Origin of the sequence: Flavobacterium sp. ARAG 55.4 (assembly GCF_051846875.1) — a bacterium.
GTDB lineage: Bacteria > Bacteroidota > Bacteroidia > Flavobacteriales > Flavobacteriaceae > Flavobacterium > Flavobacterium plantiphilum.
On sequence record NZ_JBPYCT010000003.1, the window covers coordinates 226289 to 238365 of the forward strand.

Below are 12077 nucleotides of genomic sequence, written 5' to 3' on the forward strand. Positions count from 1 at the left end.
AACGCGGCTGCAAATATACAACTCTTTTTTGCTTATGCAAACTATAAATTAAAAATAAATGCAATTCCAAAAATAATTTTACAGCAACGGTCTGAAACCTGACAAAACATCGCAAATCAGGCTTTAACAAATGTTAACAAAATAGATTTTTAGAAACAATAATAAATTGTATTTTTACCGTTCAAAATTATAGAAATAAATGGGCAAAATCATTGCGATTGCTAATCAAAAAGGAGGCGTTGGAAAGACTACTACATCAGTAAATCTTGCTGCTTCCCTGGGCGTTTTAGAAAAGAAAGTTTTATTAATTGATGCTGATCCTCAGGCTAATGCCAGTTCAGGATTAGGTATTGATGTCGAAAGTGTAGAAATTGGTACTTACCAAATACTGGAACACAGCAATACTCCTAAAGAAGCAGTAGTAAAATGTTCCGCTCCTAATGTAGATGTAATTCCTGCTCACATTGATCTTGTGGCTATAGAAATTGAATTAGTAGATAAGGAAAACAGAGAATATATGCTTAAAAAAGCATTAGAAAGTGTTACAGAAGATTATGATTATATCATTATTGACTGTGCACCTTCTCTTGGTTTATTAACATTAAATGCTTTAACTGCTGCAAATTCTGTAATTATACCTATTCAGTGTGAATATTTTGCTTTGGAAGGATTAGGAAAATTACTGAATACTATAAAAAGCATCCAGAAAATTCATAACCCCGACTTAGACATCGAAGGTTTATTATTAACCATGTACGATTCCAGACTTCGTTTATCAAATCAGGTTGTTGAAGAAGTTCAGAAACACTTTAATGATATGGTTTTTGAAACGGTTATCCAGCGAAATGTTAAACTAAGCGAAGCACCAAGTTTTGGCGAAAGCATTATCAATTATGATGCTACGAGCAAAGGAGCAACAAATTATTTACACCTTGCTCAGGAAATTATAAAGAAAAACAGCAATTAATTTTATGGCAAAAGCAATAAAAAAACAAGCCTTAGGAAGAGGATTATCAGCATTATTAAAAGATCCTGAAAATGACATAAAATCAGTTGAGGATAAAAATGCAGACAAGGTTGTTGGAAATATTATTGAGCTCGAGATTGAAGCCATAGAAATAAATCCGTTTCAGCCCCGAAGTAATTTTAACGAAGAATCATTAAAAGAATTAGCCACTTCTATTAAAGAACTGGGCGTAATTCAGCCTATAACTGTTCGAAAATTAGACTTTAATAAATACCAGTTAATTTCGGGAGAACGTCGTTTGCGAGCTTCAAAATTAGTTGGTCTTAGCACCGTTCCTGCTTACATCCGAATTGCCAATGATAATGAATCACTGGTTATGGCATTGGTAGAAAACATCCAGCGTCATGACTTAGATCCAATTGAAATTGCACTTTCGTACCAGCGGTTAATGGATGAAATCCAATTGACTCAGGAGCAGATGAGTGAACGTGTGGGTAAAAAACGTTCTACCATTGCAAATTATTTAAGACTCTTAAAACTGGACCCGATTATCCAGACAGGAATTCGTGATGGTTTTATCAGTATGGGACATGGCAGAGCCATCATCAACATTGAAGATTTAGATGCCCAGACAGCTATTTATCAAAAAATTGTAAGTCAGAATCTTTCGGTTCGTGATACTGAAACTTTAGTAAAAAATTACCAGGACAGTCTCAAACCAAAAGCTGCGGTAAAAGCTAAAACAGCTTCTTTTGATATCGATGAAAACCAGAAAAAGGTTTTGAACAATTATTTTGGAAATCTGGTTGACATCAAAGTAACCAGTAACGGAAAAGGTAAAATCACCATTCCGTTCCGGTCTGAAGAAGATTTTAACCGAATTATGGAATTAATCAAAGGATAGTGAAGCAAATTATTTCCATAGCACTATTTCTTATCTTCTTATGCAATACCACTGCATGGGCACAAAAAAAAGTCCCGTCAGAAGTAGTTGCAGCTGATACTTTGAAATCAATAGATATTGACCCGTTAACACCTGCAAAAGCTGCATTTTATTCAGCAGTTTTACCCGGTTTAGGTCAGGCTTATAACAAAAGATACTGGAAAATTCCGCTGGTGTATGGAGCCATAGGAACCAGTCTTTATTTTTATATAGACAGTAATAAAAAATACCATGGGTTTAGAGACGAATACAAACGTAGATTAGAAGGGAATCCGTCTGAAGAGTATGCTTACATAACAGATAATTCCCGATTAATTGCAGCCCAAAAATTTTACCAAAAAAATCGGGATTTCTCTACTTTATTTATTGTAGGTTTTTATGTCTTGAATATTATTGATGCCAATGTTGATGCGGCATTAATGCAGTTTAATGTAGATGATCGTTTATCAGTAAAACCAACACTTTATCAGAATAGTCTAAATTACAAAACAAACGTAGGGCTTAGCCTTAATTATAATTTTTAATCGAATACAACAGAATTGGTTATTTCCAATTTCCAATTTATAATTTAAACATAAATCAAAATGAAAATCGCGCTTTTAGGATACGGAAAAATGGGTCAGGTAATTGAAAGAATTGCTTTGGAAAGAGGTCATGAAATTGTTTTGAAAAAAGACGAATTTAATACTTATGAAGGGCTTTCAACTGCAGATGTTGCTATTGACTTTAGCGTTCCTATGGCAGCTGTAGATAATATTTCGGCTTGTTTCAATGCTAATGTTCCCGTAGTTTCCGGAACCACAGGATGGCTGGATCGTTACGAAGAAATGATTGCCTTATGTAAAGAAAAAAACGGTGGTTTTATATCCAGTTCCAACTTTAGCTTAGGCGTAAATTTATTTTTTGGATTAAACGAATATCTGGCCAGAATGATGGCTAATATTGAAGGCTACAAAGTTTCTATGGAAGAAATTCACCATATTCATAAACTGGATGCTCCAAGCGGAACCGCTATTTCATTAGCACAGGGCGTGATTGAAAACAACAATCAATACAGCAAGTGGACTCTTGAAAATGCAACTGAAAAGGATATTCATATTGAAGCTGTCCGTACGGGTGAAGTTCCGGGAACCCACACAGTAACTTATGATTCCGGTATTGACAGTATCGAAATCAAACATACTGCTCACAATCGTGAAGGATTTGCGCTGGGTGCAGTTATAGCTGCCGAATGGTTAGCCGGAAAACAAGGGATTTTCAGCATGAGAGATGTACTTAACATTCAATAAATCTGGTTTTAATTTAAAGTGGACAACTTCATTTTAAATCTTAAAAAACTTAAAACACATAATTATGACACTATATCAATGGTTTGTTTTTTTTCTTTTTGTTCAGGTTATTCACTTTTTAGGAACCTGGAAATTATATGAAGCCGCAGGAAGAAAAAAATGGGAAGCAGCAATACCTGTTTATAATGCAATTGTATTAATGAAAATCATTGGTCGCCCTACATGGTGGACATTATTGCTTTTCATTCCTATTATTAACTTAATTATGTTTCCGGTTATCTGGGTAGAAACCTTAAGAACTTTTGGAAAACGAAGTCAGTTAGACACCTTTTTAGGAATTATAACTTTCGGATTGTACATCTATTACGTTAATTACACGCAGAAATTAGAGTATAATAATGACCGAAACTTCCATCCAAAAAACAAAACCGCCGATACTGTAAGTTCCCTTTTATTTGCTATCATCGTTGCTACATTTGTACATACTTATTTTGTACAGCCGTATACGATACCGACCTCTTCTTTGGAAAAATCATTATTAGTTGGAGATTTTCTTTTTGTAAGCAAGATAAATTATGGAGCCAGAGTTCCAATGACCACGGTAGCTTTACCAATGGTTCATGACACTATTCCTATGACCAAAAGAAAATCTTATCTGAACTGGCCTCAATTACCTTACTTAAGATTACCCGGAATAGAAGACAAAATAAACCGTACTGATATTGTAGTTTTTAACTGGCCTGTAGATACTGTACATTATTTCCGTGAACCTGTAGGAACTCCGGGGGTAATAAAGCCTATTGATAAAGAATCAAACTATGTTAAAAGATGTGTTGGAATCCCGGGTGACAGTCTAGCTATAAAAGATGGAATTATCTACATAAATGGTAAAATACTAGAATTACCTGAACGGGCTAAACCTCAATTTTCTTATGCTGTAGGTATTGATACTAAAAATCCTCCGGTAAATTTAGAACAATTATTAAGAGAAATGGACGTGACTGACGGGGTGCGTTTAAATGACTCCAGAGACACACTTTATTTCAGAGCTTTAACGGCTGCAGGTGCTGAAAGACTAAAAAATACTGCTGGAATTACTGTGGTAAAAAGACAGATAAGCAAAGGTGCTGAGCACGGTATTTTTCCACATATTAACAAATGGAATGCCGATAACTACGGACCTATCTACATACCTCAAAAAGGAAAAACAGTAGCTCTTACATTAGAAAGTCTGCCCTTTTATAAAAGAATTATCACTACTTACGAAAAAGACGATAATGGTAACAAAAACGATTTAAAAGTAACCGGAAACGAAATCAGACTGAACGGAAAAGTAATCAACAGCTATACTTTCAAACAAAATTACTACTGGATGATGGGGGATAACCGCCATAATTCTGAGGACAGTCGTTATTGGGGTTATGTTCCCGAAGATCATATCGTAGGAAAGCCGGTTTTTATCTGGATGAGCTGGGATACCAACGGAAAGGGATGGAACAAAGTGCGTTGGGACAGAGTTTTTACAACTGTTAGTGGTGAAGGACAACCCCAATCGTATTTCAAAATTTTCCTGATTTTATTAGCCGCATTCTTCGTAGGTGAATATTTCTGGAAAAAAAGAAAAGAGAAAAACAATATCTAGTTTGATATATTTATAGCATATAAATTCTTTTATTTTGCCACAGATTAAAAAGATTAGCACAGATTAATCTGTTTAAATCCGTGTAATCTGTGGCAAAAAAATAAAATACTTCGATAGTTTTAACTATTTTAGAGAGCAGTAACAGAATGAAAACCTTATTACACCCTTCTTATTTCCCATCGATTAGTCATTTTGCAGCAATGATCCAGGCAGAAAACATTGTGTTTGAAATGGAAGATAATTTTCAAAAGCAAACTAACAGAAACCGTACTTATATTTATAGTCCTAACGGAATTCAGCTTTTGAATATCCCTATAAAACATTCTAAAAAAGGCCATCAAAAAACAAAAGACATTCAGATAGAAAATGATTTTGACTGGCAAAAACAACATTTTAAATCTTTGGAAGCAGCATACAGAAGCTCTCCTTTTTTTGAATTTTTCGAAGATGATTTCATTCCTTTTTTCGAAAAAAAACATCACTTTTTAATGGATCTGAATTTGGAAGCCCTGGAAATTATTTCCAAATGTATGCGTACCAAATTTAACTTTGAAACTACCACAGAATATTTTCACGAAGTCGATACAAATGAGTTTACAGATTATCGTTTTTTAATAAACGGAAAAAAAGATCCTTCTGTTTTCGAACCTTATACTCAGGTTTTTGATGATAAATTTGGATTTATCAACAATTTAAGCATTCTGGACTTACTGTTTAACGAAGGAAAATTTACCGTTGATTATTTAAAATCGCAACAACTTGTTCTCCCATAAATGAAATAGTTTTTAATCCAGCGAGAGCTTTGCCATTATCGGGAAATGGTCTGAATTATCAAATTCAGGAAAGGTTTCAAACTTTTTAACCTCCATTTTTTTATCGGCAAAAATATAATCAATACGGGCAGGATAATATTTAAAACGATAGGTTTGTCCAAAACCTACACCGGCTTCTTCAAAGGCATCTTTTGATTCTCCTTTTATAATACGGTAAACATAAGAAAACGCACTGTTATTCATATCACCACAAATAATAATCGGATAAGGACAATCTTTTAAACTTTCTTTTAAAATTTCTGCCTGTTCTTGTTGTTGTTTGAAAGCTTTACTGATTCTGAAAAACATCATTTGGGATTTCTCTTTATTCATCACATCGATATTTTCTGAAATCTCATTGACATCCGGCGAAATTTTGATGGATTGTAAATGCATATTATACACTCTGATGATGTCTTTCCCTTTTTTAATATCAGCAAAAACAACATTATTATTAGAATTTGGAAACAGAATTTTTCCCTGTTCGATAACAGGAAATTTAGAAAAAATAGCCTGTCCGGTTTTAATCTGGTTTCCTTCCATAAAAATAGTGCGGTGCGGATACACTTTTAAATCGATTCCTGCAGAATTAGAATATTCCTGAATACATAAAATATCAGGGTTTTTATCATTTACGAATTCTAAAATTGTTTCGGGAATATCTGCTTTATCGTCCCATTTGAACAAATTAAACAAACGCACATTATAACTCATTACCACGAAATCCTTGTCGCTCTCTGGATATTTTTTAGCCGTAAATTTATAAAACTTATTAATAAAAGTGATTCCAATTAAAAGAACCAAGCCCGAAACAATCATCCTCTTTTTGAACTGAATAGCCCAATATAAAAAGAAAAGACTGTTGAGAATAAAAAACAAAGGCATGAACAATGTCAGAACAGACAACCATGGAAAAATTTTAGGTGCCAGAAACGGAAGCACATAAGCTATAAAAGTAACTATAATAAGCGTAATGTTTAAGTAAAACATTCCTGTATTGAACCATGAAAGTTTTTTCATTTTATTTATTTAATGTCTAAAAAACGTTATAAAACAAAGCATTCCTAAACAATTACTTCCCTGACTTGAATAAAAAATCTTTTTCCTCCTTAGTTAAACTATCATAACCTGACTGACTGATTTTATCTAAAATCTCATCAATTTGTTGTTGGGTTTTATCTTTCGTCACTATTCTGGAAGCCCTTTTTTCTACGGGCTTGGAATAATTCTTATGTACTTTCTTAAAAGGTGTCGATGGTGATTTCTTGAAAGCATTAGCAAAAAAGTCAATTATTCTGGTCACAATCACACTCATATCAGTACCATTTTGCAATGCCTTAATGTACACAAAACCAAAAAAAGCGCCCGCTAAATGCGAAATATGTCCGCCCATATTATCTAAACGTATCTGCATTAAATCCAGTATCAGCAACACCGCTGTAATGTGCCATAATTTTACATTACCAATCAGTAATAAACGAACCTGCATCAATGGCTGATATGTTGCTGCCGCCACTAATACTGCCATTATTGCCGCAGAAGCTCCTACTATGGCTCCATTAATATTCATAATATAATAACTTGCCACAAAAACAGCTCCTGCAAAAATTGCACTCAAAAGATACAATCCTAAAAATTGCTTTTGGGTAAAAAAGGTTAAAAACAACTGGCTGGCAAAATTAAGAACCAGTAAATTGAATAAAATATGAAAAAAATCAAAATGAAAAAAAGAATAACTCAGCAACGACCACGGTTTCCATAGTAAATCTTTCGGATTAGCCGACAAACTTACATATTGAAGAAAATCTGCCTGAACATTCCCTAATAATAAAAGCCTTGGCAATACGTATGAAATAAGAAAAAAGCCAATGTTCCAATAAATTAATTTATTAGCGATTCCTCCCAGTTTATATTGTAATTTTAAGTCGTCTAAAATATTCATTTTCCAATTCTTTTTTAGCTTGAATGCTCCATTTTAATTAATTCCAGCGATTATCATTAAACTGGTTTTTCTTCCAATACCACATAATCAGGAAGCCAAATAAGGCTCCGCCTATGTGTGCAAAATGAGCAATTCCCGAATCAATTCCCATTAAGGAATTCCCAAATATACCAAAGAAACCATCAAACAAGAGCATATAAACTGGGACAAAATATTTAGCTTTAACAGGAACAGGGATAAACATAATCCCCAGCTCAGCATTTGGAAACATAAAGGCAAAAGCAATCAATAATCCATAAATAGCTCCTGAAGCTCCCACAACAGTTCCAAAATAAGCTTCAAAAAAATTCTTTAAATCTACACTTTGCAATATAGGCACTAATTCATTACTCCCCTTTCCATTTAGTACAGCTATAACTTCTTCTTTAGAAAAACCTTGATTCATTAATACACTTAATCCATCTTGAAAAAAATAATAGCTTACAGCTGTATTTACTAAGACTGCACCAAGTCCACAAGAAATATAAAAGAAAAGGAACTTTTTTTCTCCCCAAAAATGCTCTAATGTAGAACCGAAAGAATATAAGGCAAACATATTAAATGCAATATGCGCAAATCCTCCGTGCATAAACATATGGGTTAAAGGCTGCCAAAAATGAAAACCCTGATTTTCAGGAAAAAACATTGCTAAAATTTGATATGCGGGTTCACCCACAAAAAGTGTCCCTATGAAAAACAGTACATTAATTATTAATAACTGCTTTACTATTGGTGTTATATTCATCATACTGCAAATTTTTTATCTAAGTCTTCCACACGCATCGTGATGAAAGTTGGTTTTTGAAAAGGTGATACATTAGGATCTTTACAGGCAAAAAGTCCGTTGACTAAATTTTCCTGCTCTTTGACCGTTAAGCTTGTTCCTGTTTTTACTGCCAGACTCTTTGCCATTGATTTAGCAATCGTATCATTCTGACTGAAACTATTTTCGGGTATTCCATCTTGCAAATCGCTTAACAATTGTTCTAACAGGATAGAAATCTCACTTTCGGTTACATTCACCGGAATTCCGGAAATTACCACATGATCGTCATTGGTTTCTTCAAAAACAAATCCGGTATTAACCAATGAAAGCTTCAGTTCCCTAATCAGTTCCATTTCGCCTGACGAAAAATACAAATTCAACGGAAATAACAATTGCTGACTCGATGCCTGATGCACGGTCATATTCGTTAAGAATTGTTCGTACAAAACACGCTGATGCGCGCGCTGCTGATCCACAATTACCATTCCGGATTTTATAGGCGAAACAATATATTTTTTATGAATCTGATACACATTCTGAACTGCGTGCTCTACTTCTTCATCATTAAATAATGAACCCGTAACTTCTTCGCTTTCAAAAGAAATTTCATTAGTTTCCGTTGTAAACTCAGGTTCTTGTTCTAAACCTACATACAAACTTTCCCAACTGGCTGTTGAAGCTGGTTTTTTATAACTTGAACCTGATGATCCAGCACCAGCATAATGTTTATTGACTTTATCATCCGAAAATGGATTGAAAGTACTATCTACCTGAATAGTAGGCACCGTTCCTTCTAAATCTTTATAATGATAAGGTGTGTCTAAATTAGCATCTCTGTCAAAATCTAACACCGGTGCCACGTTAAACTGCCCCAGACTATGTTTAATAGAAGCTCGCAAAATAGCATACAATGCACTTTCGTCATCAAACTTAATTTCGGTTTTGGTTGGGTGAATATTGATATCGATAGAATTAGGCGGAACTGTTAAATACAGGAAATAACTGGGCTGTGCACCGTCTTTCAAAATTCCGTCATAAGCCGCCATTACTGCATGATGCAAATAACCACTTTTTATAAATCGGTCATTGACGAAGAAAAATTGTTCGCCCCGATTTTTTTTGGCAAATTCAGGCTTGCTTACAAATCCTTCTATCGTTACAATTTCAGTTTCTTCCTGAACGGGAACTAATTTCTCATTGGTTTTACCCGAAAAAACATTCACCACTCGTTGTCTTAATGTCGAAATTGGCAGATTGAACATTTCGCTGCCATTATGGTAAAAAGTAAAATGTATGTTTGAATGAGCCAAAGCTACTCGTTGAAATTCATCAACAATATGTCTATATTCTACCGTGTCCGATTTCAGGAAATTACGTCGGGCAGGAATATTAAAAAACAAATTTTTAACAGCAAAGGAAGTCCCCTGTGGCAATACGGCCGATTCCTGTGAGACAAATTTACTTCCCTCAATAACAATCTGAGTCCCTAATTCCTCCTGTGACTGTTTGGTTTTCATTTCCACATGCGCAATCGCAGCAATAGAAGCCAGTGCCTCTCCGCGGAAACCTTTGGTATGCAGTGAAAATAAATCTTCGGCATGACGGATTTTGGAAGTGGCATGACGCTCAAAACACAAACGTGCATCGGTCACGTTCATTCCTTTTCCATTATCAATCACCTGAACTAACGACTTTCCGGCATCTTTGATAATCAACTTAATATCTGTTGCATTAGCATCAACTGCATTTTCAAGTAATTCTTTCACTACCGAAGCAGGTCTTTGAACCACTTCTCCGGCAGCAATTTGATTAGCAACATGATCAGGAAGTAATTGGATTATACTTGACATTTTTTTTTTAGTTTTTCAGTCCCGACAGTTATAGGGATTAGTATTCAGAAGATAACTAAGCCCAGCAAATTTAATAAATTTCTGCCGTCTTTTAGGGTTTCTTATATCATAAATAAAACAAAAAACCTATACTATTTAGTCTCAAATAGTATAGGTTTCATTCTGAATTATTTAGTTTTTATTCTTTTAATTCTAAAGGTGTTCCTTCGTCTAACTGCATTGCTCCGGAAGTCAGTAAGTTTTGACCTGCGTAGTCATGAGTCAGTGAAGCCTGCTGACGGATATAAGCCATTTTAATAGCTGCGATAGCTGCCTCTGTTCCTTTATTTCCGTGAATTCCCCCACTTCTGTCAATAGATTGCTGCATCGTATTATCGGTCAGTACACAAAAAATAACGGGAATATCCGTTTGCACATTAAGATCTTTAATCCCCTGAGTAACGCCTTCGCAAACAAAATCAAAATGCTTTGTCTGTCCCTGAATTACACATCCAATCACAATAACAGCATCTACTTTTTGGGTTTGCAACATTTTTTTTGCTCCGTAAATTAACTCAAAACTACCCGGGACATTCCATCGGATAATATTTTGAGCAGGAACTTCATTATCTAAAAAAGCATCTTCTGCTCCTTTATACAAACCTTCTGTTATATTCTCATTCCATTCTGAAACTACCACTCCAAAACGAAAATCTTTCGCACTGGGAAGTGCACTTTTATCGTAAACTGATAAGTTTTTATTAATTGTTGCCATATAAAATTTAATTTTAGACTTTGAAATTAAAAATAAAAATTGGTGATTACAAGCTTTTTTTACGACTCATAATCACCAAATTTTTATTATTGATTTCTGTTATTGAGACAAACCTATCAGGCCATCCACTGAAGCAGCTTCCTGTGAATTTTCGTATTTCTCTTTTATATCTGTGAAATATTTCAAAGCATCTTCCTTATTACCTATTGCTAAAGCTGTCTTCCCGGCTTTTAAAAGAAAACGCGGTGTGGTAAAATCATTTGTACTGGATTCGGCGGCTTTCAAATAATTTTCTAAGGCCTCTTTTGGCTGCTTATTTTCAGAATACGCATCTCCTATTGCTCCTTTAGCCATCGCACTCAAAACCACATCATCAGATTTGAATTTGCTTAAATAATCAATAGCTTCAGTGTATTTTCCGGTATTTAAATAAGCGATACCTGCATAATAATTTGCTAAATTTCCTGCTGAAGTACCTGAATATTCATCAGCAATTTTAAGGAATCCAAATTTTCCTTCTGAACCGTTTAAAGCTAATTTATATAATGAGTCACTTGCTACTCCATTAGCTGCCTGATCAAAATTTTGTTGTGCCACAAACATCTCACTTGCTGCTTCCTCTTCTTTCGGTTCTGCAACAAATTTTTCATAAGCTACATAACCTACTGTAAACAAAGCAATAGCTCCTACTATACCAATAATAATTTTTTGATTTTTAGCAACCCAGTCTTCCGTTTTTGATGCAGTTTCGTCTAATTTAGAAAAAACTTCAGCTGTTGTACTGTTTTTTTCATCAATTACTACTTGCTCTTCTACTGCTTCTTTAACTTCTTTCTCTTTTGGTGCTTTATATCCTCTTTTATTATATGTAGCCATTTAAAAATTAATTTAGTGAACCGCAAAAATAAAATTTTTATTCAAACCCACACATAAAAACGAAGATTTTATATATAAATCGAAAATATTTTTATTTTAAAGATTTTTTCAACAAATACTGTGGCTAACTTTTTAATATAGAAAAATACCAAAAGTCGTTTATATGGATATTTTTCAATAATTTGCAGCCTCTTTTG

General features: G+C 34.2%; 12 protein-coding genes. 6 read left to right on the top strand and 6 right to left on the bottom strand.

The genetic code is table 11. From position 1 onward, the window contains the following. Nucleotides 1-199 precede the first annotated feature (199 nt). The 6 genes from ACSV4D_RS04995 (at nucleotide 200) to ACSV4D_RS05020 (ending at nucleotide 5614) form a co-directional block, all read left to right on the top strand. A complete protein-coding gene (locus ACSV4D_RS04995) occupies nucleotides 200-967 on the top strand; it encodes a ParA family protein (protein WP_408081344.1) in 768 nt (255 codons plus the stop codon). A 4-nt stretch (nucleotides 968-971) separates the two neighbouring features. After that, on the top strand, nucleotides 972-1871 hold the full coding sequence (locus tag ACSV4D_RS05000) for a ParB/RepB/Spo0J family partition protein (RefSeq protein ID WP_439227366.1): 900 nt from the start codon (nucleotides 972-974) through the stop codon (nucleotides 1869-1871). Next, complete coding sequence (locus ACSV4D_RS05005) at nucleotides 1871-2434, top strand: DUF5683 domain-containing protein (protein ID WP_439227367.1); 564 nt, start codon at nucleotides 1871-1873, stop codon at nucleotides 2432-2434. The genes ACSV4D_RS05000 and ACSV4D_RS05005 overlap by 1 nt, the downstream gene beginning before the upstream one ends. Nucleotides 2435-2494: 60 nt before the next feature. Continuing rightward, on the top strand, nucleotides 2495-3199 hold the full coding sequence (gene dapB, locus ACSV4D_RS05010) for a 4-hydroxy-tetrahydrodipicolinate reductase (protein WP_439227369.1): 705 nt from the start codon (nucleotides 2495-2497) through the stop codon (nucleotides 3197-3199). A 64-nt stretch (nucleotides 3200-3263) separates the two neighbouring features. Then, entirely contained in the window at nucleotides 3264-4841 is a 1578-nt protein-coding gene (gene lepB, locus ACSV4D_RS05015; RefSeq protein ID WP_439227370.1) for a signal peptidase I, read from the top strand. Nucleotides 4842-4987: 146 nt separating this feature from the next. Then, nucleotides 4988-5614 (top strand): WbqC family protein, encoded by a 627-nt coding sequence (locus ACSV4D_RS05020; protein ID WP_408081340.1) that lies wholly within the window; start codon nucleotides 4988-4990, stop codon nucleotides 5612-5614. 12 nt (nucleotides 5615-5626) lie between these two features. Here ACSV4D_RS05020 and ACSV4D_RS05025 read toward each other — a convergent pair whose 3' ends face one another. The 6 genes from ACSV4D_RS05025 to ACSV4D_RS05050 form a co-directional block, all read right to left on the bottom strand. Beyond that, nucleotides 5627-6673 (bottom strand): endonuclease/exonuclease/phosphatase family protein, encoded by a 1047-nt coding sequence (locus ACSV4D_RS05025; RefSeq protein ID WP_408081339.1) that lies wholly within the window; start codon nucleotides 6671-6673, stop codon nucleotides 5627-5629. 52 nt (nucleotides 6674-6725) lie between these two features. Beyond that, a complete protein-coding gene (locus ACSV4D_RS05030) occupies nucleotides 6726-7595 on the bottom strand; it encodes a rhomboid family intramembrane serine protease (protein WP_439227371.1) in 870 nt (289 codons plus the stop codon). Nucleotides 7596-7632: 37 nt separating this feature from the next. After that, nucleotides 7633-8382, bottom strand: a complete 750-nt coding sequence (locus tag ACSV4D_RS05035) for a rhomboid family intramembrane serine protease (RefSeq protein ID WP_439227372.1) — start codon at nucleotides 8380-8382, stop codon at nucleotides 7633-7635. Then, nucleotides 8379-10250, bottom strand: a complete 1872-nt coding sequence (gene mutL / locus ACSV4D_RS05040) for a DNA mismatch repair endonuclease MutL (RefSeq protein ID WP_408081336.1) — start codon at nucleotides 10248-10250, stop codon at nucleotides 8379-8381. Before mutL ends, ACSV4D_RS05035 begins: the two co-directional genes overlap by 4 nt. Before the next feature lie 178 nt (nucleotides 10251-10428). Further along, complete coding sequence (gene ribH, locus ACSV4D_RS05045) at nucleotides 10429-11004, bottom strand: 6,7-dimethyl-8-ribityllumazine synthase (RefSeq protein ID WP_408081335.1); 576 nt, start codon at nucleotides 11002-11004, stop codon at nucleotides 10429-10431. Nucleotides 11005-11103: 99 nt separating this feature from the next. After that, on the bottom strand, nucleotides 11104-11880 hold the full coding sequence (locus ACSV4D_RS05050; protein WP_408081334.1) for a tetratricopeptide repeat protein: 777 nt from the start codon (nucleotides 11878-11880) through the stop codon (nucleotides 11104-11106). Nucleotides 11881-12077: the final 197 nt, after the last annotated feature.